The sequence below is a fragment of the Mesocricetibacter intestinalis genome (assembly GCF_004363295.1).
GTDB classification, from domain to species: domain Bacteria; phylum Pseudomonadota; class Gammaproteobacteria; order Enterobacterales; family Pasteurellaceae; genus Mesocricetibacter; species Mesocricetibacter intestinalis.
The window spans coordinates 48200-71836 of the sequence record NZ_SNYQ01000004.1; the positions used below are offsets into that span (position 1 = coordinate 48200).

Annotated in this window: 23 protein-coding genes; 6 read left to right on the plus strand and 17 right to left on the minus strand. The window is 45.5% G+C overall.

Features of this window, described 5'->3' with window-relative positions; all coding sequences use genetic code 11:
• Positions 1–245: 245 nt before the first annotated feature.
• Positions 246–1091 (plus strand): patatin-like phospholipase family protein, encoded by an 846-nt coding sequence (locus tag EDC45_RS06285; RefSeq protein ID WP_133544603.1) that lies wholly within the window; start codon positions 246–248, stop codon positions 1089–1091.
• 88 nt (positions 1092–1179) lie between these two features.
• Here EDC45_RS06285 and relA read toward each other — a convergent pair whose 3' ends face one another.
• The 3 genes from relA to recO are packed head-to-tail and all read right to left on the minus strand — an operon-like array spanning position 1180 to position 5454.
• A complete protein-coding gene (gene relA, locus EDC45_RS06290) occupies positions 1180–3399 on the minus strand; it encodes a GTP diphosphokinase (protein ID WP_133544605.1) in 2220 nt (739 codons plus the stop codon).
• Between the two features lie 9 nt (positions 3400–3408).
• Positions 3409–4728, minus strand: coding sequence for a 23S rRNA (uracil(1939)-C(5))-methyltransferase RlmD (gene rlmD / locus EDC45_RS06295; RefSeq protein ID WP_133544607.1), 1320 nt, complete (start codon positions 4726–4728; stop codon positions 3409–3411).
• A gap of 15 nt (positions 4729–4743) precedes the next feature.
• Positions 4744–5454, minus strand: a complete 711-nt coding sequence (gene recO, locus EDC45_RS06300; protein ID WP_208107253.1) for a DNA repair protein RecO — start codon at positions 5452–5454, stop codon at positions 4744–4746.
• A 168-nt stretch (positions 5455–5622) separates the two neighbouring features.
• Between recO and rsmE the strand changes: the two genes are divergently transcribed.
• The 3 genes from rsmE to ruvX all read left to right on the plus strand — a co-directional run bounded on the left by rsmE (position 5623) and on the right by ruvX (position 7419).
• Positions 5623–6354 (plus strand): 16S rRNA (uracil(1498)-N(3))-methyltransferase, encoded by a 732-nt coding sequence (gene rsmE, locus EDC45_RS06305; protein WP_133544609.1) that lies wholly within the window; start codon positions 5623–5625, stop codon positions 6352–6354.
• Between the two features lie 82 nt (positions 6355–6436).
• Positions 6437–6994, plus strand: a complete 558-nt coding sequence (locus EDC45_RS06310; protein ID WP_133544611.1) for a YqgE/AlgH family protein — start codon at positions 6437–6439, stop codon at positions 6992–6994.
• Positions 6994–7419 carry a Holliday junction resolvase RuvX gene (gene ruvX, locus EDC45_RS06315; protein WP_133544613.1) on the plus strand — a complete coding sequence of 142 codons (426 nt, stop codon included), beginning with the start codon at positions 6994–6996 and terminating at the stop codon, positions 7417–7419. The genes EDC45_RS06310 and ruvX overlap by 1 nt, the downstream gene beginning before the upstream one ends.
• 79 nt (positions 7420–7498) lie before the next feature.
• Here the strand turns inward: ruvX and ytfE are convergent, their stop codons facing one another.
• Both ytfE and EDC45_RS06325 read right to left on the minus strand, forming a co-directional pair.
• Positions 7499–8170: an iron-sulfur cluster repair protein YtfE gene (gene ytfE / locus EDC45_RS06320; protein ID WP_133544615.1), complete on the minus strand. Its 672-nt coding sequence runs from the start codon at positions 8168–8170 to the stop codon at positions 7499–7501.
• Between the two features lie 171 nt (positions 8171–8341).
• Positions 8342–8950, minus strand: coding sequence for a LysE family translocator (locus EDC45_RS06325; protein ID WP_133544617.1), 609 nt, complete (start codon positions 8948–8950; stop codon positions 8342–8344).
• A 108-nt stretch (positions 8951–9058) separates the two neighbouring features.
• Between EDC45_RS06325 and EDC45_RS06330 the strand changes: the two genes are divergently transcribed.
• Complete coding sequence (locus tag EDC45_RS06330) at positions 9059–9511, plus strand: Lrp/AsnC family transcriptional regulator (protein WP_133544619.1); 453 nt, start codon at positions 9059–9061, stop codon at positions 9509–9511.
• Positions 9512–9763: 252 nt separating this feature from the next.
• Here the strand turns inward: EDC45_RS06330 and EDC45_RS06335 are convergent, their stop codons facing one another.
• Positions 9764–11059 carry an NAD(P)/FAD-dependent oxidoreductase gene (locus tag EDC45_RS06335; RefSeq protein WP_133544621.1) on the minus strand — a complete coding sequence of 432 codons (1296 nt, stop codon included), beginning with the start codon at positions 11057–11059 and terminating at the stop codon, positions 9764–9766.
• Between the two features lie 218 nt (positions 11060–11277).
• Here EDC45_RS06335 and EDC45_RS06340 point away from each other — a divergent pair, with 218 nt between their 5' ends.
• Positions 11278–12324 carry an extracellular solute-binding protein gene (locus EDC45_RS06340; protein WP_133544623.1) on the plus strand — a complete coding sequence of 349 codons (1047 nt, stop codon included), beginning with the start codon at positions 11278–11280 and terminating at the stop codon, positions 12322–12324.
• Between the two features lie 69 nt (positions 12325–12393).
• On the opposite strand, the gene EDC45_RS06345 is transcribed toward EDC45_RS06340, so the two are convergent.
• From EDC45_RS06345 to EDC45_RS06395, 11 genes are all read right to left on the minus strand, one after another.
• Complete coding sequence (locus tag EDC45_RS06345; protein ID WP_133544625.1) at positions 12394–13989, minus strand: phosphoethanolamine transferase; 1596 nt, start codon at positions 13987–13989, stop codon at positions 12394–12396.
• A 78-nt stretch (positions 13990–14067) separates the two neighbouring features.
• Positions 14068–15654 carry a TadE/TadG family type IV pilus assembly protein gene (locus EDC45_RS06350; RefSeq protein ID WP_133544627.1) on the minus strand — a complete coding sequence of 529 codons (1587 nt, stop codon included), beginning with the start codon at positions 15652–15654 and terminating at the stop codon, positions 14068–14070.
• Between the two features lie 19 nt (positions 15655–15673).
• On the minus strand, positions 15674–16282 hold the full coding sequence (gene tadF / locus EDC45_RS06355) for a tight adherence pilus pseudopilin TadF (protein WP_133544629.1): 609 nt from the start codon (positions 16280–16282) through the stop codon (positions 15674–15676).
• Positions 16251–16799 (minus strand): TadE/TadG family type IV pilus assembly protein, encoded by a 549-nt coding sequence (locus tag EDC45_RS06360; RefSeq protein WP_133544631.1) that lies wholly within the window; start codon positions 16797–16799, stop codon positions 16251–16253. The genes tadF and EDC45_RS06360 overlap by 32 nt, the downstream gene beginning before the upstream one ends.
• Before the next feature lie 25 nt (positions 16800–16824).
• On the minus strand, positions 16825–17577 hold the full coding sequence (locus EDC45_RS06365) for a tetratricopeptide repeat protein (protein WP_133544633.1): 753 nt from the start codon (positions 17575–17577) through the stop codon (positions 16825–16827).
• Positions 17567–18424, minus strand: a complete 858-nt coding sequence (locus tag EDC45_RS06370; RefSeq protein ID WP_133544635.1) for a type II secretion system F family protein — start codon at positions 18422–18424, stop codon at positions 17567–17569. The genes EDC45_RS06365 and EDC45_RS06370 overlap by 11 nt, the downstream gene beginning before the upstream one ends.
• Entirely contained in the window at positions 18421–19308 is an 888-nt protein-coding gene (locus tag EDC45_RS06375) for a type II secretion system F family protein (protein ID WP_133544637.1), read from the minus strand. The genes EDC45_RS06370 and EDC45_RS06375 overlap by 4 nt, the downstream gene beginning before the upstream one ends.
• A complete protein-coding gene (locus tag EDC45_RS06380; protein ID WP_133544639.1) occupies positions 19305–20585 on the minus strand; it encodes a TadA family conjugal transfer-associated ATPase in 1281 nt (426 codons plus the stop codon). The genes EDC45_RS06375 and EDC45_RS06380 overlap by 4 nt, the downstream gene beginning before the upstream one ends.
• Positions 20586–20604: 19 nt before the next feature.
• The gene (locus EDC45_RS06385) at positions 20605–21726 is read right to left on the minus strand and encodes a CpaE/TadZ family protein (RefSeq protein ID WP_133544641.1); all 1122 of its coding nucleotides are present in this window, start codon (positions 21724–21726) and stop codon (positions 20605–20607) included.
• 24 nt (positions 21727–21750) lie between these two features.
• The gene (locus EDC45_RS06390; RefSeq protein ID WP_133544643.1) at positions 21751–22242 is read right to left on the minus strand and encodes a protein RcpB; all 492 of its coding nucleotides are present in this window, start codon (positions 22240–22242) and stop codon (positions 21751–21753) included.
• A complete protein-coding gene (locus EDC45_RS06395; protein ID WP_133544645.1) occupies positions 22239–23636 on the minus strand; it encodes a type II and III secretion system protein family protein in 1398 nt (465 codons plus the stop codon). Before EDC45_RS06395 ends, EDC45_RS06390 begins: the two co-directional genes overlap by 4 nt.
• Between the last annotated feature and the right edge of the window lies 1 nt (position 23637).

Below are 23637 nucleotides of genomic sequence, written 5' to 3' on the forward strand. Positions count from 1 at the left end.
CGTCCGATTTATTTTTACCGCCCTTGTATTTCGGGGGACAAACATGGCCCCGAATTAATATTCAATTCTGTTAACAACTCAAAAGTGCGGTTATTTTCAACCGAGTTTTTTCGCCTACCAATAATCTATTCCGCATGAATACGGGAGCCGTACCGAGGTGCAAAAATATTGTGTATAATTCTGCGCAGCTTAAAATTTTTTGTTCGCGGCAATAATAGGGGCGTGAACAGAAGCAGGAGAAAACAATGAAAGTGGGACTGGTACTTGAAGGCGGTGCAATGCGGGGAATGTTTACCGCCGGCGTGCTGGACGTATTTCTGGACGAAAATATCCCCGTCGATACCATCGTCAGCGTATCGGCAGGCGCCCTATTCGGCGTTAATCTACCTTCCCGCCAGCGAGGACGGGTGCTGCGTTATAACAAAAAATACCTTAGGGATAAACGCTATATGGGGCTGTATAGCCTGATAACCAGCGGAAATATCATCAACCGCGATTTTGCCTTTTATCAGCTGCCTTCCAGTTTGGATCCCTTCGATCAGGCGGCCTTTGCCCGCTCCGGGACAGATTTCTGGCTAACGGCGACCAATATGCGCAGCGGTGCAGCGGAATATTTCAAAATTACCGATGTCTTTAAACAAATGGAGCTATTCCGTGCCACCTCGGCCATGCCCTTTGTATCCCGACCGGTAAATATTGCGGGCCAATTATATCTGGACGGCGGTATCGCCGACAGCATTCCGCTGCATAAATGCCTAGAACTGGGCTGCGACAAAATTATTCTGGTACTGACCCGCCCTGCGGACTATCGCAAAAAACCCTCGAATAACTTATTGTTCCGCACCCTTTACCGCAACTATCCGCAGCTTATCCAACGCTGGCAAAACCGTTATGCGGAATACAACCGGATAACGGAGGAAGTTATCCGCCTCCAACAGGCAGGGCGGATCTTTGTGATTCGCCCCACTGAACGGCTGAATATCAGCCGTCTGGAACGTAATCCGGAAAACCTACAAAAAATGTATGAGCTGGGTAACGCCGACGGCAAAAACGCGATTAAAGCACTAAGGACCTATCTGGCGACAAAATAACATATAAGGGATAAGGGAAAAGCGGAAGGGATAAAAAATAAATCAGGCGACAATCCCTGCCGCCTGATGATTTTATTGCAATCGCCCTCTACAGACGTTTAGCCTCAATAACGTCCTCCAAGGAAGACAAACGTTGCAGAATTTTACTCAGCATCTCCACGTTTTTCAGTTCGATTTCCAAATCCATGGTTGCCAACTGCTTTTTACTGTCCAAACGGGTAGACACGCCAAGTACGCTGATTTTTTCATTGGCCAGTACCGTAGTAACGTCCCGCAACAAACCGCTGCGATCACTGGCGATAATCCGAATACTCAAATGGAAGCCGGCACTATGACCTTCCCCCCAAACGGATTCCACCACCCGCTCCGGATGGGCGGCCTGTAAGTCCTGAAACTGCTCGCAATCGCGGCGATGAATGGAAATACCACGCCCCATAGTAACGTAACCTACAATATTATCGCCCGGAATCGGCTGGCAGCAACGGGCGATATGGTGCATCAGATTGCCCACCCCTTCAACGATGACATATCCTTTCGGCTCGCTTTTCTGTTGCAGATTATTGGCGCTTTTACTGGATACATGGCGCAGAATTTCTTGATCCGTTTCCTGTGCGCTCGGCTTAATCAGCTTATTCTGCAGAAAATTCATCAACTGGTTCAAACGGATATCACCGCTGCCGACGCCATTATACAAATCATCAATATTCTTCAGATTGTAACGGGGCAGGGCATATTGCTCCACCTGTTTTAAACTGATGCCAAGACGGCTGATTTCACTATCCAGCAACTCCTTCCCGGCAGGAATATTTTTATCCCGATCCTGCTTTTTAAACCAGGCCAGAATTTTGGAACGCGCTTTGGCCGTATGGGTAAAACCGGAATTAGGGTTTAACCAGTCGCGGCTCGGGTTCGGATTCTTTTGCGTAATAATATCGACCTGATCCCCCATTTGCAGCTGGTAGGTAAAAGGTACGATTCGGCCGCCGATTTTCGCCCCGATACAACGATGCCCCACATCGCTGTGAATGGCGTAGGCAAAATCCAGCGGCGTAGATCCTGTAGGTAGGTCGATAACTTCCCCTTTCGGCGTAAACACATAGACCCGATCGTCAAATACCTGGCTGCGCAATTCCCCCATAATTTCGCCGGAATCGGTAAGATCATTCTGCCAGGCCAACAGTTTGCGCAACCAGACGATTTTTTCCTCATAGGCGGACATCGAGCCGGTAGTCCCTTCTTTATATTTCCAATGTGCGGCTACGCCCAGCTCCGCATCATCATGCATTTTTCGGGTGCGAATCTGTACCTCAATCGGCTTATCGCCCTTACCTAACACCACCGTATGAATGGACTGATAGCCGTTCGGTTTCGGATTGGCGACATAATCATCGAACTGATCGGGTAAATGGCGGAAATGGGTATGCACAATTCCCAATGCGGAATAGCAGTCCTGTAGTTTAGGGACAATAATTCTGACCGCGCGTACATCATACAATTCGTCAAATTTCAGGTGCTTTTTCTGCATCTTACGCCAGATGCTGTAAATATGTTTAGGTCGCCCGTAAATTTCTACCTGTTCGACGCTTTCCTGTAAATAACCGTTTAATTCCGCGACGAAATCATTAATATAGCGCTCGCGATCCAGCCGGCGTTCATGCAGCATATTGGCGATATGCCGGTATTGATCCGGCTGTAGATAACGGAAGCAATAGTCCTCCAGCTCCCATTTCAGCTGTCCGATACCGAGGCGATTGGCCAAGGGTGCATAAATATTGGAACATTCTTTGGCGGCGAGCACTTTATCTTCCCGGCTGCAACCCTGCTCGTTGTCGCGTAAAAAAGTAATGCGTTCGGCAAGCTTAATAATCACGCAGCGGAAATCGTCTACCATGGCAAGCAGCATACGACGTACATTATCGATTTGCAGCGTATCGGCAGATTGTGAGGCGTTCAACTGGCGCAGGTTATTCATCGCCATTACCCCTTTTACCAGTTTCCCGATTTTGCTACCGAAATCCTCTTTAATCTGTTCCTGATTGATAATCTTGGCATTGACGCTGGGAAATAACATGGCGGCCAGCAAGGTATCGGTATCCATATTCAGGCTGTGCAGAATCTCCACCATTTCCACGCCATCGCTTAAATACCAATGGCTGTTCTGAAAAAGCTGCTGCGCTTTTTCCTGACAATAATGCCAGGCGCGGACGATTTCTTTTTCCGCCGCTGTGGATAAGCCCAGATTGGCGCACCATTTCTCAATGATAAAATCTTTCGGATTGAGTAAATGGGATCCTCGTACTGCAACCATAGTTTTTCCTCATTCTTTCTTGACAAAAAGCGTCATGCTTTCCAAATGCCCCGTATGCGGAAACATATCGATCATCGCCGTGCGCCGGATAATATAACCCGCCTCCAACAACAATGCGGCGTCGCGCACCAATGTGGCGGGATTACAGGATACGTAAAGAATCCGCCGCGCCTGTAAGCGGCAAAGAGCCTTCAACGCAAAAGCCGCACCGCTGCGGGGCGGGTCTAATAGAATCTTATCAAACCGGCAAGCCGCCCAGGGCTGATCATCAAAGGATTTATCCAAATCCGTCCGATAAAATTTGACATTCTCGCACTGGTTTTGTTCGGCATTAATACGCGCCTTTTCAACCATAGCCTCGACCCCTTCGATACCGATCGCAGACTTCGCCCGACGCCCCAGCGGCAATGTAAAGTTGCCCATACCGCAGAATAAGTCCAACACATTATCGCTTTGGTTCAAATCCAACCAGTCCAGTGCGGTACTGACCATACGGCGGTTCAGTTCAGCGTTAATCTGAATAAAATCGCGAATATCGAAATTAAGCTCCAATGCCGGCGGCAGGCGATAAAGGGGATTAGCTTCAGTGATCCTGCTCAGCTGCCGATCATCTTGCACAAACAGCATTATCCCGCGCTCACGGGCGAAATCCAGCAGTAAAGTGCGGTCTTTTGGGGCTAAGTTTTTATGATGACGCAATAACATGGCAATACCGTTATCGGCGGCCACCAGTTCAATATGTCCAAGCAGGCGGGGAGCGGAAAAGCTGCGTAATAGTGCGGTCAGTTCGGGGAGTAAAAGATTTAATTCGGGAACAATTACTTCACATTGCTGAATATTAACAATCTGAGTACTGTTTTTGCGCCTCAAGCCGATATCCAGACTTTGGCTTTTGGCATTGTACATAATGCTTAAACGCAAACGCCGACGATACTGCCAAGGTTCGCCGCAGATCATCGGCATTACCTCAATAGGCTCGGTCTGTAATTCGGTCAGCTGCTGCACCAGCGCTTGCTGTTTGCTGCGGCGCTGCATTTCGATGGGAATATGCTGCCCCTGGCAACCCCCGCACTGTTCGAAATAGCGACATTTCGGCGCTTGCCGAACTTCGCTGGCACGCAGAATGCGATGGCTGGCGGCAAAACCGTGGCGCCGCTTTTCTTCAATCACGCGCAGCTGCACTTTTTCCGTGGGCAGGGCATTTTCCACAAACCATATTTTGCCGTCGATTTTAGCAATGCCTAAACCCTGATAATCCAGTGCGAAGATTTCGGCGACCGGCATCGACCCGGATTTAGCCGTTTTCTGCGGGGTATAAAGTAAAACCATGCTCTTATTAACTTGCTATTTTAAATACAGAATATTCTGCGTAAACAATTCCCGGCTTTTCAGCGGCTGCCCGCCCAAATAGGGCTTCAGCGCCATACGGGTAAAACGTTTTGCCGCCTGCAGAACTTCAGCGTCGCTGAAATTAAGGCGCTCGAAAGCCAAAAGTTCGCGTCCGTAAAAGGTGCGGTTATCTTTAATCAAAGAAGCGATAAAGCCCTGTTCCTCGCGGTAACGGTAGGTCATATTCTCCTCCACAACCGCCCCGGAACCGGCGCAATGTAAAAAATCCACGCCGTAACCCAAGGTTCTTAACAAACGGAATTCAAAGGTACGCAAGGCCGGCTCCACCGCTTGCGGTGCCGTGGCTAACCCGGTCAGGCATTGCAAATAGTCCTGAAAAAGCTGCGGATAGGCGGTTTCCTGCTCCAATACCCGGCACAATAATTCATTTACATAAAAGCCGCTGTACAGGGCGGTATGCTGTAAAGGCAGCGAAAGTGCGGCGGCTTCCGCCTTAGTCAGGGTTTTCAAGCCGCCCTTCCCGCTCCAGCGTAACAGCAGGGGAGTAAAAGGCTGTAATACGGACTTCAGCACCGAGCGCTTAGCTCTGGCGCCTTTTGCAATCACCGACAGCCGCCCCTGATGTTCGGTAAACAGATCAACCAGTAAACTCGTTTCTCCGTGCGCTCTGCAGTGCAGGACAAAACCCCGTTGCCAGTTTTCGATGCCTCGCTCCTCTCTCAACTTTTTCACCCAATCCTTTCGAGCGGCATTTTAACAGACCCGCAGCCAAAATCATAACCTTTAGGCGAAATATCCCGTCCCTGTGTTTTTCACATATTCCGCCGCTCGCTTTTCTGTTATGATTCGAAATAAACTTTCCTGTGAGGCATTATGAGAATTCCCCGCATTTATCATCCCGAACCCTTAACCGACGCCCGTTTCTGCCGCCTGAGCTCGGAGGCCGCCAATCATGTAGGCCGTGTTTTACGTATGCAGGCGGGAGAAATGCTTGAATTATTCGACGGTAGCAACCATATTTATCCGGCACGCATTACCCAAGCGGATAAAAAAATGGTGGAAGCGGAAATTCTGGAATGCCGGGAGGAAGATCGGGAAAGCCCGCTGAAAATTCATCTCGGTCAGGTAATTTCACGGGGAGAGCGTATGGAATTCACCATACAGAAATCCGTTGAGCTTGGCGTCAGCCTGATTACACCGCTATGGTCGGAACGCTGTGGGGTGAAACTGGACGCCGAACGCATGGAAAAGAAAATTCAGCAATGGCGTAAAATCGCCATATCCGCCTGCGAACAATGCGGACGTAATCTGATTCCGCAAATCCGTCCGATGATGAAACTGCAGGACTGGTGTGCCGAACAGGACGGTACGCTGAAACTGAATCTGCACCCTCGCGCCGAATATTCGGTACGAACCTTACCCCATATTCCCGCACAGGGCGTTCGTCTGCTTATCGGTTCGGAAGGCGGCCTGTCCGCCCAGGAAATCGAACAAACGGAAAAACAAGGGTTTACCGGCGTGCGTTTAGGAAAACGTATCCTACGCACGGAAACCGCTTCGTTAGCTGCCATCTCCGCCTTGCAGCTATTTTTCGGCGATTTATAACCCGTCCTTTTGTTCTCTCGCGTCGGCCACAAAGGTCGGCAAGTTAAGCTATTTGATTGATAAATTACTCGGAAGAAAAAATATGGAACTTCAGGATCATTTTCTTATTGCCATGCCCAATTTGGACGATAGCTATTTTCAGCGTTCGATTATTTATATTTGCGAACATAACGAACAGGGTTCAATGGGCTTGATGTTGAATCAGCCGACGGATCTCAGTATCACCGAATTGGCGGCGAAACTGAACTTTATGATGTCGGACGGGCGAACCTATCCCGAAGGCTATGTGCTGGCGGGCGGGCCGGTAAATACGGAACGCGGTTTTATTTTGCATACGGCGACGGCACAGCCTTTTCAGAACAGCTATAAGGTAACGGATAATCTGAATCTGACCACATCTGCCGATGTGATCGAAACCTTCGGCACGCCGGATTCACCGCAAAAATATCTGGTTGCCCTCGGTTGCGCCAGTTGGAAACCGGATCAACTGGAAGAAGAGATCGCCGATAACGCTTGGTTGGTAGTACCTGCCAGCGAACGAATTTTATTCGATGTTCCCTGCGAACAACGCTGGCTGGAAGCGCAACAGCTACTGGGCTTCCAGTATCATAATTTGGCGGATAAGGCCGGGTACTGCTAATGGCAATTACCGCACTGGCCTTTGATTTCGGTACCAAAAGCATCGGCTGTGCCGTCGGTCAGAGTATCACCGGCACGGCACAGGCGTTACCTGCCTTTAAAGCGCAAGACGGTATCCCGGACTGGAATCAGATTGAAAAATGCCTACGCGAATGGCGGCCCGATGTAATAGTGGTGGGCTTACCGCTGAATATGGACGGTAGCTCGCAAGATTTAACGCTGCGCGCCAAAAAATTTGCCAACCGTTTACAAGGCCGCTTCGGCATTAAGGTTATTCTGCAGGACGAACGACTGACCACCACGCAGGCACGCAGCGAAATTTTCGAACGCGGCGGTTATCGCGCCCTGAATAAAGGAAAAATCGACGGCATCTCCGCCTGTCTGATTCTGGAAAGCTGGTTTGATAATGCCGCTAACGAACTGTGAATAAATAATAACGGGCAATAAGCCCATGGCGAATATCGCCTCAGAAATGCCGAAAGCCCGGATATACCGGGCTTTACGCTTATCTGCCTTCATTTACAACACGTTTAAACAAAATATTATTTTCCGTATGAATATGCATGCTTAAATCCTCTACAAAGGTTTTAATTCCGGCATATAGCGTACGCCAACTGCTACAGGCGTCGGCAGGCGGCGTAAAATCTGCGGTCATATCATATAGGGTCTGAATATGACTGCCGTGTTCATCATGCTCATGTTCCATCACTCTAATGGGCATTGCGGCCATGGCATATTGTCCGGCGCGAATCATCGGAAACAAAATCTGCTCCTCTTTCATCATATGCCGGCCGAGATCATGTTCCACCGCGCGCAACGCCTCGGTCAGCCCTACCGGACAAGCATCATGTTCCCGATGAACCTGTTCCACTTTCTCCGCCAGAACAATCAGCTCCGCCAACTGCTGCCGATGGCATTGGTGATAACGCTGAAGAATATGTGCAATCAGTTCCCCATAGGGTTCGAGATTAGGATCAAGCCCTTTGCTTTGCGCCTCATGCTGAAGTGCGGTCAGTTTTTCCATTATTTTTTCTGCCGCCGGGCCTTTATGTTGAATCACCTCGGCTAAGGTGTTTTCACCGTCCCGATATAAAGATAAGCCTAATTGTTGAAAAAGCGTATTCGCCGCCGGCAGGCTGACGGCAAGATCAATAATAGTACGTTGTGCCAATGACATATTTCCCCCTTGCTGTATCCGCAACAATGAATGCGAACAATAAACCGAGTAAAATACTAGGTTATTTAACAACAATTACAAAGAAGTTTTTTCCGTTCCCACAGGGGTTTATGATTTAAATCAAAACCCCTACCTCATTAAAGGTAAAAAAAGACAGATACTTTGGCGAGTTTAAAAGGTGGAGAGGAGCAAAGCGCCGGCAACAACCAACATTGCGATACCGGAAAAACGACTGACCCCCTTGGCATAGGCGGGGCGGGAAGCCAGTAAGGCACCGGTGCCGAAACCGAAAAAAGAATAAAACAATGCACAGTTGGCGATAAAAATCAGACCCAGTACCAGAATCTGCATCGGCAACGACCAACTAAAAGAAGGACTGGTAAACTGAGGCAGCACCGCCATAAGCAATAATAACCCCTTAACGTTCAAACCGCTGACCAGGGTTCCCTTATAAAACCATTTTCTGCGACTACTCACATTTAAGGCTTTATTTAAATCAATAGTAGCCGGGTGGCGTAAACTCTGAATACCGAGCCAAATCAAATAACCCGCTCCCGCATAGGTCATAGCGGTTAAGATGCCCGGGTGAGCGGCAACACTAACACCGAGTCCGGAAGCAAGCAACAAGGTAATCGCCAGATAACCCACTAAAATACCGCCTAAAGCCGGTAAGGTGGCGCGTTTGATACTGGCGGAAATCAGATAGGCCCAGTCCTGCCCCGGGCTGATTGCCAGCGAGAGGGACAAAATCCAAAAGCTAAGTAAATATTCATGTGCCATACTATTCTCCGGCGGAGAGATTAACTGCCGCCTATCATAATGTCTTTTTAACGGGAAGTTGTTGCGATTTTTTGTTAGAATACGAATTATTTTGGAAGATTATTGCGTATGGATAAGATAGATAAGAAAATTATTGCGCTACTGCAGAAAAACGGCAGAATCTCGCTAACCGAACTGAGCGAGGCGGTAAATATCAGTCTCTCCCCCTGCCAACGGCGGGTAAAATCTCTGGAGCAATCCGGGGTGATTAACGGCTATCAGGCTAATATTAATCCGAGCAAAGTAGGTTTGGGTTTTGCCGCAATTATTTTTGTTACCCTGAAAGAAATGGCCAGCGACGGCGTAAATAAATTTGAAAACGCTCTGTCCGATATACCGGAAATCGTACAGGCGCAACGCTTATTCGGCGATCCCGATTATATGCTGCATATAGTTACCAAGGATCTGGACAGCTTCCAGAAACTCTATGATCACAAACTTTCCGCACTGCCCAACGTATCCCGTCTACGCTCGACGCTGGTTATGAAAAACGTACTGTCGGATCGTACCCTGCCGCTGTAATCTTTATCATCTAAATAGAAGGGCGCTGGCACGGCGTTCCTTCCGTTCGAATCAAATATATTTCGTTCCCCAAAAAACTTGCTCAAAAATCACCGCACTTTTATACCCCAGCGGATTGGATTGATCTCGGACGCCTGCATGGCGTCCCTACAGAGAGGCTCTTAATTTTCCGGAAAGAAGTACGAATCTATTGCCGGGACGCCGTGCTTTGCGCCCCAAACCGACGTACCCGCATACAAGGGGCAATTGGGATTAACGGTATTTATCCAAGAAGCGGTAATAGTTCATTCCCACCAGCGTTGCCGCCCGTTTAATCCATTTACCGCCATACACCACAGGAACTTTCAAACTTTCAAATACACGCAGGCGATGATCGTCGCCCAGAATGCTTTCGGCGATAATCCGTCCCGCCAGGCCGGTAAGGGCAATACCGTGCCCGGAATAACCATGGGCGAAATAAACATTGGGGGCGATACGTCCGAAATGAGGTTTGGCGTTAATGGTCATATCGATAGGGCCGCCCCAGCCGTACTCAATACGCACATCTTCCAACTGAGGGAAAACCTTCAGCATATTACGCCGCATTACCTGTTTCATATTGGCTTTACCGCTCGAATCGCTACCGAACAGCAAGCGGTTATCCGCACTCAGACGGTAGTAATCCAACAACAGGTTATTATCACAAACAGACATACCGTTATTAATCAAACTATCGGCGGTACGTTGATCCAAGGGTTCGGTGGCAATAATAAAACTTTCCACCGGCAACACGGTTCTCGCCGTCCCTTTATGCAGGCGTTTGGGTAATGCCGTAATATAAGCATTGGTAGACAGCACTAGATGATCGGCTCGAACCTCGGCCCGATCGGTTTTTATCCTTACCTTATCGGCGCCAATCCGCATATCCGTTGCCGGCGACTGTTCAAAGATCCGCACCCCCGCATCTAAACAGGCCTTCGCCAAACCCAAGCAATAATTGAGCGGGTGTAGATGACCGGAATTGCTATCGAACAGGGCGCCGCAGTAAATATCGCTGCCTAAATGCCGTTGCAATTGCGCCTTATCCCACAGCTGCATATTCTTATAGCCGAACAGATCTTCCGCCGCCTTTTCCGCCGCAATTAAATCTTGCAGGCGTCGCTCGTTTAAGGCAAGGGTGGCATAGCCTTTTTTCCAGTCGCATTGAATAGCGTATTTCGCCACCCGCTGATCGATAATATCTATGGCTTCCAGGGACATATTCCACAGCTTGCGTGCAGTTTCGATTCCCAATTCGTCCACATATTCATCAATACCGTCTTCAAAACCGTTAATCGCCTGTCCGCCGCTGCGTCCGGAGGCGCCGAAACCGATTCTGGCGCCCTCCAGTACTATAACATTCTTGCCCTGTTCGGCCAGTTCCAAGGCAACGGATAAACCGCCCAAGCCTGCACCTATAACACAAACCTCGCAGCTAAGATTTTCGCGTAACTCCGGCTGACGCAAATAAATATTACGAGTGTGATAATAATAAGTATCTATATGTTCCTGATGTGAAAATGCCAGCATAATAAATTTTTTTTGCTAATTTTGCGCCATCTTACTCGCGTAGCCTTATATGTCAATACACTATCGCAACGCCGTGTAACAAAGGGCTATCCGGCGGAAATTAAGCAGAAAAATAAAAAATATGCTATTCTTGCCGCGTGCCGCAATCGGTTTTTCCGTACTTCGCCTGCACAAACGGGCCAGTCCCTAAAAATCACTGCACTTTCAAAGGGTTAAAAATGAAAATACTCAGTCAATCGCTTAAAGCTTTATTTATTTCGGCCAACGCCTTGTTTGCAACCGCTGCACTGGCCGCCGAACAGCTTTATATCTACAACTGGACAGACTACATTCCCTCGGATTTAGTCGCGCAGTTTACTAAAGAAACCGGTATCGAAGTCAATTACTCCACTTTCGAAAGTAACGAAGAAATGTACTCGAAACTTAAGTTGACGACCGATAAATCCGGCTACGATTTGGTTTTTCCTTCCAGTTACTATGTAGCTAAAATGGCGAAAGAAGGTATGTTGCAGCCTCTGGATCAGAGCAAACTGAAAAATTTGCATCAAATTCCGGAAAATCTGCTGAACAAGGATTTCGACCCGGAAAATAAATATTCCTTACCCTATGTGTACGGACTAACCGGCATTGCCGTCAATGTATCTGTAATAGATCCGGAAAGCGTAAAAAGCTGGGCGGACTTATGGAAGCCGCAGTTTAAAAACAAAGTATTGCTAACCGCAGATGCACGCGAAATTTTCCATATTGCCTTATTACTGGACGGTAAGTCGCCGAATACCAAGGATCCTGCCGAAATTAAAGCCGCTTACGAGCGACTGACGAAATTACTGCCGAATGTCGCCGCCTTTAATTCCGATACGCCGGAGCTGCCTTATATTCAGGGCGAGGTAGATTTAGGTATGATCTGGAACGGCTCCGCTTATATGGCCGCCAAGGAAAATCCTGATATTAAATTCGTTTATCCGAAAGAAGGGGCGATTTTCTGGATGGATAATTACAGTATTCCGAAACATGCCAGAAATATTGAAGGCGCCCATAAATTTATCGATTTTATGTTACGTCCGGAACACGCCAAAATTATTATCGAACGCATGGGCTTTTCTATGCCGAATAAAGGTGCCAAAGCACTGCTGAAGCCGGAAGATGTGCAAAATCCGTTATTATTCCCACCGGAAGAAGAAGTGAAAAAAGGTATTTTTCAGGCCGATGTGGGTGATGCGGTGGATATTTATGAGCGCTACTGGAATCTGCTAAAAACGAATTAGAGGCTGCAATAATATAAATAAAGGATTAATCCCTAAGGATTAATCCTTTATTTTTTAACTTAACGACCCTTAGCGATAGTCCGGCAAAATATCCTCTTTCAGTTGGTCAAAAGAAATTTCTTTTTCAAAGTTAAACACTTTAATCTCCGTATCGTTTTGATCGGAAAAGAAATCATAATCCGCCAGTTCCTGGGTTTGAATCCCCAACCATTGGGCAAAACCATAAATAAATTTCATGCCGCTGCGCCGAACATTTACCTCCCTCCGCCGGGTATCGTCGCTGGAAAGTTTGAAAAAGGGGACTTCGTAATTTTGTTTAAATTCGCAGCCATGATCCAAGCTCAGTTTTTCCTTGGATTCTTTATCTACATAAGATAATCCGTGATCGGAAAAATAAAGTAAGGAATAACTCTCATCTTTCTGCCGCAATAATCCGATTACCTTTTCAATCAGCTTATCGGTTTTCAAAATACTGCTGGCATAGCAGGAAAGAGATTTATTAATAAACTCAATGCTGATCTTATTATTTACCCGATCACAGAAATTCGCATGAGAGCCCATTAGATGCAAAACGAATAACCTGTTTGCCTCCGGGGTTTGGTAAGCCAGTTCCTGTTCCAGCATTTCCACCAATTTATCATCATCAACGCCGCCCATATTAAAGGCACCCACCTTAGTAAACTGATGGCGGTGCGCCGAAGCCCCTATTCTGCTTGCTACGGTATCATATTTTCCCATCCGCCCCTGATTAGATAACCAAACCGTATGAATACCGGCAGCTTTGGCCAGGGTAATAATATTATAGGCATAATTTACTTTCTTCACTTTCGGATCGGTAAAATACAAGGAATAAAGCAGAGAATGGTAGGTTCCGGGAGCGGCGGCAATATACCCGCTGTTAATATAGCCCTTGCTCCCGTCTAAAAACGGGGTGGTGGGTAAATTAAAGCCGTAGCTTGAAATCCAATCCTTTCTGGCGCTTTCACCGATAACCAGAACATAGTTGCGGTATTGTGGATTCACTGCAGAAATTTTCCAGGGTGGGGTAATATGAGTTACATTTTCCAGTTCCTGTTTTTCCTGATAATAACCGGAAATACTGGCGTAAATATTCGCATAAAACGAAACCAGGTTCACCGGCGAATCGGTTAAACTCCACCTTGCCTGTTCCAACCCTTTCTGCTGATTAAAATAAGACTTTATCGGTATCCATACAATACTAAAAATTAATACTACAAATAAAACGCCGTGTAGAATTTTTTTATTATCCTGCGCCGGTTTATTATATTTTTCCAGTCTAAATAAGAGTACGGCGGATAATAAAAATAATAGGGGAATAACAAAATGCGATAAATCCAGTTCTTTAATAAAGGCAAAGGATTCTTCCGGATTGGTTTCGAAAAAAGCCGCCACAATACCGGAATTTAATGAACTGTAGCGTAAATAAACCGGATAATATAAACACAGGCTGAGGGTAATAATCATCACCGCAATAAAGAAAAATCTTTTATTCGCGACATATAACAAATAATACAAAATATAAGTACTTAGCACCGCATAATAAATACTTTTTTCCGGCGAAGTAACTACGGTGAGAAAGGAAAACCACAGTAACCACAGATAGAAAAAGCGCTGCGCTAAATAGCGATAGAATCGTTTTAACATAGTATTAAAGGAGATAGCGGCAAAAAACTTTCCCGAAAATAACCGCTCTTCGGGAAAGGATCTGCCGATGTTAAGGCATTAACGTCTACTGAATTTCGGTTTTTTATTCAGGGAATGGCCCACTTCTTCTTCCAGACCGATAATACGGCGGAAAGCGTCCAATAATTCTTTCTCATTATCGGCACGGTAATAATGTTTACCGACACATTGTAGCCAAGCATCTCTCTGTCGGCCTTCCGGCGGATAACCGAAGGCAACAAAGGCTACGCGACTGCGCCGTTGTGCATATTTAGGATCCTGTAAACTATCCAATTTTTTCTGGATTTTGCTACACATTCCGCCTTCAATCAATTTAGGGGTAATGGAAAGCTCACCATAATCTTTAGTTGCACTTGCATTTAGCTCATCTTTTCCATCCGATAGAATCAATAAAATCCGCTGCGTATTGGTTTTTAATTCGCTAGGCTGCGCCTTAGGATCAGTATTCACATCCATTAAATAATTCGCCCCCACCAAAATACCGGAACTGGCTAAAGTAGCCCCATTCACACTTAAAGAGGAAAATGTATTTTTTAATGAATTTAAATCCTTTTGACCGTACCAATACCTAGTGGTAGCTCGATTATCGTTGAATAGACATCTATCGCCTTTCGGAATACTGAGCGGATAGCTAATCGTTTTACCTGAAAATTTATCAATATTTTCTATGGTTGCCCGATAATCAATACTTTTTTCAAGCAGATAAGGACCATATTGTCCGGCAGCCGAAGAACGCGCATACTCTCGCAAATCACTGTCCGCAACATTGCCGGGACGTTTACTTCTCGGCAAAAGCAGATAAGGCAAATCGCAGTAACTAGAACTATCCTGCTGTGCGCCAAAAGCAAAAGCGGTAAAACCTATTCGGTTATAAGGGCTAATCGCTCTGCCTTCTCTTTCCGCTTTTTTCTCATCCAGTAAATCATCACTTAAATTTCTAACCACCGATTTCAGAATATCTATTTTTGATTTACCATCTTTTCCGCCATTAACATTAAATCTCATAGAACCGGTAAAGTCCGATACCAGCATTAAGTCCAGAGGCGCCACATCATCGCGATTTTTCTGGGCATAAATAGCGCCGGAAGAAATTTTATTGGTTTTTTCAAAAGATAAAGGGGCATCTTTTAAATAGAGCCAGGAAGGACGATCGAAACTCCCCGCAACCTCACAGGCAACGGATCTTCCTTCGGTACCGTCATTACGGAGAACAAAGTCGCATTGATACTGATAATCGTCCTTCACCTTGCTATTACCCGGGCGATAGGTATTGCCCAAATAATAAACCCGCGTTATACCGGCGATTAACTCTTTATTACGTTTATCCTGCCGTTCGCTAAGATTCAACTTTCTATTCGGATCACTCTGGCGTTTGATATCGCTGTGTTCCTTGGTTTCTCGATTGGCGTTATTTTCCGCCACCAATGCTAAGGCCGCCTGCTCCATACCCTGTACAAAGCGAGCTTTATCCAATAGCAGACCGGAACCGTCCACAGCAAGGGCGACCAAGCCTATTAATACAAAGCCGAGCAGCCCCATCAATACGGTATAAACCCCTCGCTCATTTTTGTAGAATTGCCGCCAGGCACGGTAGCATGCGGCGGTGAAATAAAATCCTTTTTTCATTTGATATTCCTTTACTAGATTAACGGGCAACCGCTAAAGAGCTGGAACGCAGCACACCCTTTAACTTAGAAGCGTCTTTTAACAATAATGCCCGGAATAAACCGCTGCCTGTTTCGGTACAAAGGGTAACCTGATAGAGCGGTATCTTACGTTCGCCGTTAATTTCCGAGCGCGGCGACAGATTTTCCAGCCTATTAAGCGGATTCGCCGGCCGACATTTACTGTCATCAGTACCTATCCGGGTATAAAGGGGCCGAGGCTGTCGCCCCGGGCGCACATCGGTAAACGTCAGTTGTTCCAGCACAATCATCACATCGCTGTTACTATCATTATTCAGCATCTTACCCGCCAATCTGCGAAAGGTGATAAAATCGCTGTTATTCAGGGGATCATTGGCGGAAATCGCTTCATCTCCCTCATATAGCTGCTGGCGCTCGCGCAATACGTTCACTAAAGAATAAGAGGCGTTATCCAACTTACCCAGCGTAGAACGCACAAATACCAAATCCGCCATAAAGGCAAAGATAACGGCCAATATAATCAGCATAAATACAAATTCGATAGTTACCGAACCCTGTCTATGCCGTAAAAAACAATTAATTTTGGTATTGAAACTGCGATCTTTCATATTCTTGTACCATAACGATTTTTCTTTCCAGCAGATGATTTGTCCAGCTTCTCGGCAAAAACGGCAGCGGAATCAAGGGGCTATAACCATATTCCAGGGTGTAGAGCGCCAAACTGGCATTACGCCCGCTCGGCGGAACCTGTTGTCCCTTAACAATGCGCGGCTGCCTGAAGTTTTCATTGGCTAAATCCGCCACCGTATCCGCATACTTAACATCAACCTTCAGGCTGTTACGCTTTTCACCCAATAGAGCGATGGTGCCGTTTTCCAAATTTCTACGCTGTTCAAGTAATGTTTTTTCAAATAAGGCGGCATAATCATTATTCGGCGCCCGCTGGTTTTTCACCATGCGGACGCTTTCGGTTACGGCCAAATCCCAATAGGCGGAAATTACCGCAAACCGACTTAATTCGAAAATAATAAACACCACGGTAAAAAAGATTCCGATCGTTAGGGTAAATTCTACGGTCGAAACGCCTTGCGGCTGCCTCAGCATTTGTTTCAGGCTTTTTATCATAGCTAAACTCTGGTTGTTAATTGAGTTATTCACCTATAGGTAAGATGCGTTCCGCCTGTTTTAAGGAGGCGATCAGATCTTCCGGAGAAGTATTTAAACGTTCCTTGCGGATAATATCTAAAGCATAGTCGGTATCGTTATTCTTCACCAAGGCGAAAACCAGGTTATGAATTAAACGCGGATCCTTAACCCCGTTTAGATATTGCGGTAATAAGATTTCCGTGGCATTACGGTAATCGCCGTTAATAATACTCAGCATGGCAAGATTATTAATGGCGGTAACATCATCAATAAATAATTCTCTTGCTTTGATAATGTCATCTTTAGCATTTGCCAAGCGTCCCACTTGAGCAAAAGAAATACCGCGTAAATTATAGATTTCGCCGTTTTTCGGATATTTACCGATTAAACCGTTAGCGGCGGAAATAGCTTTATCATATTCCTGCAGTTGAATCAGGTTTCTGACTTGTAACACCCCGGCTTTTTCTTCCAAGGGATTCTGTGCCGTTAATAACGGCGACAAATACAGCAGGGAAGATTTATTATCCCCTTTCTTATAATAGCTGCTGGCTAATTTATAACGGGTAAGGGGTTCATCATTGGCTTTTAACGCATCACGGTATAAGGAAACCAAACCGCCGTAATTTCTGGTGCTTTCATACAGCTTTTCTTTCGCACTAAAACTATCTTGTGTCGGCGCTTTACCTAAGCCGGAACAGGCGGATAATGAAATAATAAAACCCAGAAATAAAACTTTTTTAACTGATTTAGAAAACATGTGGAAAGACCCTCATTGCACCTGGTGCTAAAATTAAAATAACGATTGGGAACATAATAAAGACAATTAAAGGAATACTCATTTTGGCGGCGAGCGTTCCTAATTTCTCTTCAATGGCCAATAACTGCAATTCACGGATATCCGCAGATAGCTGAGTTAATTGCCCATAAATAGAAGAACCGAAATTCAGACTCTGCTGCAATACGGTACAAAACATACGGACTTCTTTGGTCGGCAAAGAAATCGCCAGATCCTGTAATGCGGCACTAAGACCGATAATTTCGGATTTGCGGATAATACGCATCATTACATAAGACAGATCGGGATTTAGGGTTTCAAAGTCAGCGGCTACGCGTTTCAGCGCCGCATCAATACTCAACCCGGTTTGTACGCAAACTGCAACCAGATCCACAAACCCCGGCAAATCCACCATAATTTTTTTGATTTTTCTCTTTAAAATGGTACCTGTGGATATACCCGGAATAAGAAAAACCGCAATAAAAATTATCGAACCGATCATAACCAATGTAATAAAATCGTCATTACGGTTAAATAAATAATAAATACCCAACAGTAAAAATATTAACAACATTTTTAACTTAAAATTCTTATCCAGAATACCTAAGGTTTTAAGTAGCGGATTATTATTTACCAGTAATAATTCCAGTTCCGCCTGTTGTTTATTCTTACTTTGCTGAATATCTCTGCTGTTTTTTTCTTTCGGTCGTTCGCCGTTCAGAAACTCTTTATTTTTTTCCAGTTTCTTTTTGGCCGAAAGTGCGGCGGTTAAAATCAGAATTCCGGATAAAATCACCGCAATATAGAATATAAATAAATTCCAGGTCATGTGGATTTCCTCATTAACCACCAGATAATTAACATGCCTAAAATTTCACTGCCGAGTACGTAATAAAGAATAATGCGTCCGTTCGGATCATTAATAACGTAATCGAAATTCTCCGGCATGGTAAATTTCATTATGATAGAAAAGATTAGCGGGAAGGCACCGACAATCATGGCGGATATACGGGCTTCCGAGGTCATCGCTTTCTTTTTCTTATCCATTTTCTTACTGTCGGCGATTACCCGACCTAAACGGGTAATAACTTCACGTACCTGTCCGCCCTTATCCAAATTTATGCGGATAATGGTGATAAAGAAATAGAACTCTTTGTAGGGATAACGGCTATAGCTGTCTTCAAATACCGAATGAGGTTCTTCACCAATGGCCAAACGGCGGTGAATATTTCTAAACTCTTCACCCAGTTGCCCGGTAATGTCCCGACCGCAATGCCCCAATGCCTGTAGCAAACCGGCACCGGAGGAAGTGGCCGAATTCAGAATCTGAATAACTTCGGGAAACTTATCTTCAAAGATTTTGCGGTTACGGCGTTGCCCTTTCTTCCAAATAAAAACCACAAAGAGCAACAGAAAGGCTGCTAAAAAGATCATCCGATCCAATTGGATAAATTCCTGGTTCAAAAAGAAGCATACAAAAAAGAGCATAATGCTGATCAGTATGTTTCTACCCAGATTCTTGTTATCCCCCGAAACAAAATAATAGCGCCAGAGTTTTAAACGAAATTTTATTCCGTTCCAGAACCCTGTCAGACCGCGGTTAAAGGCATCTTCACGCTGGTGAATTTTTTTACGCGTCGCAAAAAAATTACTCGCCGTATAAATAAGTAATAATACGCCGAAGCCGAAGATCAAATAGTAAAAGAGGGTCATTCAACCTCCTCAAAAATACTCTGTAATTCTGAACTGAGATTAAAGATCTGAGCATTTCGGCTAACAGCGGAACGGTTCAATAAGCCGTGCGACATAAACTTACCGATAATGCGCCCTTCCATATCGCGATATTGGCTCGGCTGATAAGTAAAGATATCCTGCAATACCACCTGGCCGTTTTCCATACCCATTAACTCGGTAATATTGGTTATCTTTCTGGAGCCGTCATTTAAGCGGGAAGCCTGTACGATAATATTAACCGCAGAGGCAATATTACGCCGTATGGCTTCCAGCGGTAACGATGCATTCGACATCATTACCATGCTTTCCAAACGGGCAATGGCATCGCGCGGACTGTTTGCGTGCAGCGTTGACATGGAGCCGTCATGCCCCGTATTCATGGCCTGCAGCATCTGAAAAGCTTCCGCACCACGACATTCCCCGACGATAATTCGCTCCGGTCGCATACGCAACGCATTGATTACCAAATCCTGCATGGTAACTTCGCCCGTATGTTCCACCCCGGCCAGACGGGTTTCCAGACGTACCACATGAGGCTGCTCCAAACGTAGCTCGGCGGTATCTTCCAGAGTAATTACCCGTTCCTGATGAGAAATATAATTGGACAGCGCATTTAATAAGGTGGTTTTACCCGAACCCGTTCCCCCGGACACAATAATATTGACTCTTGATCTGGCCGCAATAATTAAAAAATTAGCCATCTCACGCGACATAGAACCGAAATCCACCAGTTCCTGCAGGGATTTTTTCGACTTACTGAATTTACGAATCGAAATGGAAGTTCCGTCCAGTGCGATAGGTTGTACCACCACATTCAGACGGCTGCCGTCCGGCAGTCGGGAATCCACCAGCGGTGAAGCATCGTCAATACGTCGACCGACTTTAGCCACCAGACGCTTGGCAATATCGGTCAACTGCTCATTGCTGATAAAGGTTTTATCGGTTTTCTCCAGAATACCGGCTCGTTCCACCCAGATATTATCGGGGCCGTTTACCAGAATATCGTTAACGCTTTCATCGTTCATCAACTCGCGTAACGGCCCGTAACCGTCGATTTCATCGGCGATCATCGATGCCATAAAGTGTGCATCGACGGAAGTAATATAGATATTATTGGAACCGGAAACCTGATAAACGATTTGAACAAGCTCGTCAATCAGCTTATCCCTTTCACTTTGAATCTTATCCAGTTTTTCTATATCCAGATTACTTAATAGCTCGTTTCTGAAAAAGATCTGTTGCTCTTTTGTTAACATAGTGCTCGCTACCTACTTATTATTTAAATAAAGTACGGCTAATTGAAGAGAATAATCCTTTATTTTCACTACGTTTCGAAGTACGCGAAAGTACGCCGATCACCTTCATTGATAAAGTGTTTATTTCTTTTTGCCCGTTTCGGCCTAAATTCACTGAAATAACATCCTTGCTTTCAGTTTGTTTTAGGAAAGGAATCACCGCATCGACGGAGCAGCCCAACAACGCCTCGATATCCGCTTTCGCGATTAATTTGGATTTTTCCAGCGAAGTGTCGGAAACACAGATAAAGGTACGAATCGGCTTGCCCGTTGTATTGCGGATTCGTTCGCATTGTTCTAAGAACTGCTTGGCTACACGCAGTGAAGAAATACGACGATCGACCACTAAGATAAAACTATTGCTGTAGTCGAAAAATTCGCCGAAATGATCCTTATCCACATTAAAAATCGGCTGATCATAGACGATAAAGTTATACTTATCCGTTACCGAACTTTCCAAACTTACGGGCTCGCCCTTAAACAAATCCAAATTCGGCATATATTCGACGATATCGCCTTGAATTTTTTTATCAAACAGCAGATCCAAATCCTGTGAACCCTTAGGACCCTGCGCCAATAAAATAGGCACCTTTTTATTTAAGGCGATCTGATTGGCGATATGAGAAGAAATAAAGCTTGCGCCAATTCCGCCCTTACAGCCGAGAACGCATATTTTGATGGTATGTCTGGTACGCGGGATATTAATCCCGGAAGAAATGATTTTCTCCACCATCTGTCTGAGCTGCGAATCCGAGTTGAAATATAAGATACCGTCATTCAGCAACTTCTGCGCCATTGCGATGGAATCGCAGGTACCTACAATGCAGCACCACATATTTTGCGGCACAATGGCGTTCACCCGCTCGGAAACGACGGAAATCGCCGTTTCGTTTTTGATATCCGCAATAACTCCGACAGTTTCTTCCGCCGAAAACGAAATATTATCGTCAGATAAGAAATCCGCACTGATAATTTCGATATTCTCTAAACCGCGCGTACGCAATAATTGCGCAATCTGCATCTGCAGATCTTCCCGGTCGGACAGGATAATAATCTTGCGTGCGCTATCCGTAATCGCACTTTCTTTATCAAGTAATAACATAGCTAATCCGTGCCTGCTGTTTTATTAATTTTTTAGCTGAATTCTGTAGTTATTTTTTGTCGCACAAGGATTATAACTGTCAAAACTCATCATATCTTCCGCAGTATCAAAGCGACAATCTACAGTTCTTGCCCCGAAATGCTGCACTTCCACGAACAGCGGGTAAACCATCGCGCCTTTACCGGCATTGGCCACCATACGAATATTTTTTATTCCTTTGGCCGCCAGTGCGTTACGAACGCTTTCCGCATACAGTCTTTGTGCTTTATCCGCCCAGATAATCTTCACCTGTTTGGATTTATCCGACCCCATATCCCGTACCACATCACGCACGAGATTATGTAAACCAAGTTCGCTTCTTTCCTTCAACGCATAGCGATTCACCGATAAAAAATGCGGTGCGTCTTTACTCTGATAAGGTTGAACGATATTAATATCTTTCACCAGTTCGTCCATTGCGGCAAACGCAGGAACGGATAAAGCACTCAGGAGCCATAAGGCTAAAAATTTTCTCATTGAATAAATCCTCCGTTTTTCAGGAAATTAGAGGTAAGTGTTTTCTGATACACTTTTTTAAACGGGGTTAGGTTAAAGAAACGCTCCATGGTTCCGGTTTGTTCAAAGCTCGGATACACAATTTGATTTTCATTTACCGGCTTAACCAGATTTACCGTCGCTACAATCACCAATTCTCTGCTTTCCCGCGAGGTTGAAGCATTGCGGAAAAGTGAGCCCAAAATCGGAATATCACCTAAAACCGGAATCTTTGATAAACCTTCTATATCATCTTTACTGAGTAAGCCGCCGATAATAAAGCTTTCTCCGTCTGCAATTTCAAAGGTGGATTTGGAACGGCGCGTATTAAAAAACGGAACGCTGCCGATTCGCTCATACTGATAGTTTCCGGCAATGGTACTGACTTCCTGAGCCAACAATAACCGAATCCGGTTGTCTTTCTGCAATTTGGCACCCACTGCCAGTTTAATCCCGAAATCCTTATAGATAATGGAAGGGTTACCGTCTCGATCGCGCTGTGCGAAAGGAATTTCTCCCCCCACTAAAATATCCGCCGTTTCTCCCGATAACATGGAAATATTAGGTTCCGCCAGGATCTTACCGTTATTCTGGTTATCCAAGGCATTAATAAAGATGCTTAAACCGTCTGCATTAATCAGGGATAGCGAACCGCCGGAGGTGCCACCGAAAGCAGCCGAACCGGAGAAGCTTTTACCTAGGTTTCTCAACAGATTACCGCCGGCATTATTCCAGTTAATGCCCAAGGCATCGGAAAATCTTTTACTGATTTCCACCACGGTTAGTTTCACATTAATCTGTACGTTATCTTCGACCTGTGAATTATTGATTACATCGTCGTAGCTGTATTTATCCAAAAAAGGAACTCTCTCATCATCGGCACCGTCGCGTTTTAAGGTATATTCGGTAACCTTAGGAGCGGAACCCAATGAAGCGCCCACAATACGGTTTACTTCATCACGTTCGTGTGCGGAAGCGGCTTTCCCTTCCACCACATAGGCTTTACCGACTTTTTTCACCGAAAGTCCGGTATTCGGAAATCTTGCCTTAATCTGACGATTGGTATCGCTGATATTGTTTAATGCATCATTGACTTTTACCGTATCCGAACTCAGTTCCCGTCCTTGGGCGTCAAAGGCGGTAATTTCCGAAGTCCCCTCGCCCTTGGCATAAATCATAAAACTGTAATCATCCAGAATTTCATAGTCCGCCACTTCCGGTGCGGAAACGAATACCGTATCGATTTTGGTTTTCGATTCGACTAAACGGCTCTGCCCCTTTTCCAGATTAAAGGTTTGTGCAAAAGCGTTATATGACGCAAATGCCAATGCCATCCCGATCAGGGTGGACATCCATGTCTTTTTCGTATTCAGCATC

Bases quoted from the DNA above. Each gene is read 5' to 3' on its own strand.
- EDC45_RS06325 (WP_133544617.1), bottom strand. From the start codon at position 8,950: ATGGCACATGAATATTTACTTAGCTTTTGGATTTTGTCCCTCTCGCTG.
- EDC45_RS06340 (WP_133544623.1), top strand. From the start codon at position 11,278: ATGAAAATACTCAGTCAATCGCTTAAAGCTTTATTTATTTCGGCCAAC.
- EDC45_RS06335 (WP_133544621.1), bottom strand. From the start codon at position 11,059: ATGCTGGCATTTTCACATCAGGAACATATAGATACTTATTATTATCAC.
- EDC45_RS06380 (WP_133544639.1), bottom strand. From the start codon at position 20,585: ATGTTAACAAAAGAGCAACAGATCTTTTTCAGAAACGAGCTATTAAGT.
- tadF (WP_133544629.1), bottom strand. From the start codon at position 16,282: ATGAAAGATCGCAGTTTCAATACCAAAATTAATTGTTTTTTACGGCAT.
- EDC45_RS06385 (WP_133544641.1), bottom strand. From the start codon at position 21,726: ATGTTATTACTTGATAAAGAAAGTGCGATTACGGATAGCGCACGCAAG.
- relA (WP_133544605.1), bottom strand. From the start codon at position 3,399: ATGGTTGCAGTACGAGGATCCCATTTACTCAATCCGAAAGATTTTATC.
- ytfE (WP_133544615.1), bottom strand. From the start codon at position 8,170: ATGTCATTGGCACAACGTACTATTATTGATCTTGCCGTCAGCCTGCCG.
- EDC45_RS06285 (WP_133544603.1), top strand. From the start codon at position 246: ATGAAAGTGGGACTGGTACTTGAAGGCGGTGCAATGCGGGGAATGTTT.
- rlmD (WP_133544607.1), bottom strand. From the start codon at position 4,728: ATGGTTTTACTTTATACCCCGCAGAAAACGGCTAAATCCGGGTCGATG.
- EDC45_RS06345 (WP_133544625.1), bottom strand. From the start codon at position 13,989: ATGTTAAAACGATTCTATCGCTATTTAGCGCAGCGCTTTTTCTATCTG.
- rsmE (WP_133544609.1), top strand. From the start codon at position 5,623: ATGAGAATTCCCCGCATTTATCATCCCGAACCCTTAACCGACGCCCGT.
- EDC45_RS06395 (WP_133544645.1), bottom strand. From the start codon at position 23,636: ATGCTGAATACGAAAAAGACATGGATGTCCACCCTGATCGGGATGGCA.
- EDC45_RS06370 (WP_133544635.1), bottom strand. From the start codon at position 18,424: ATGACCTGGAATTTATTTATATTCTATATTGCGGTGATTTTATCCGGA.
- EDC45_RS06360 (WP_133544631.1), bottom strand. From the start codon at position 16,799: ATGATAAAAAGCCTGAAACAAATGCTGAGGCAGCCGCAAGGCGTTTCG.
- EDC45_RS06375 (WP_133544637.1), bottom strand. From the start codon at position 19,308: ATGACCCTCTTTTACTATTTGATCTTCGGCTTCGGCGTATTATTACTT.
- EDC45_RS06365 (WP_133544633.1), bottom strand. From the start codon at position 17,577: ATGTTTTCTAAATCAGTTAAAAAAGTTTTATTTCTGGGTTTTATTATT.
- EDC45_RS06330 (WP_133544619.1), top strand. From the start codon at position 9,059: ATGGATAAGATAGATAAGAAAATTATTGCGCTACTGCAGAAAAACGGC.
- ruvX (WP_133544613.1), top strand. From the start codon at position 6,994: ATGGCAATTACCGCACTGGCCTTTGATTTCGGTACCAAAAGCATCGGC.
- EDC45_RS06350 (WP_133544627.1), bottom strand. From the start codon at position 15,654: ATGAAAAAAGGATTTTATTTCACCGCCGCATGCTACCGTGCCTGGCGG.
- EDC45_RS06390 (WP_133544643.1), bottom strand. From the start codon at position 22,242: ATGAGAAAATTTTTAGCCTTATGGCTCCTGAGTGCTTTATCCGTTCCT.
- EDC45_RS06310 (WP_133544611.1), top strand. From the start codon at position 6,437: ATGGAACTTCAGGATCATTTTCTTATTGCCATGCCCAATTTGGACGAT.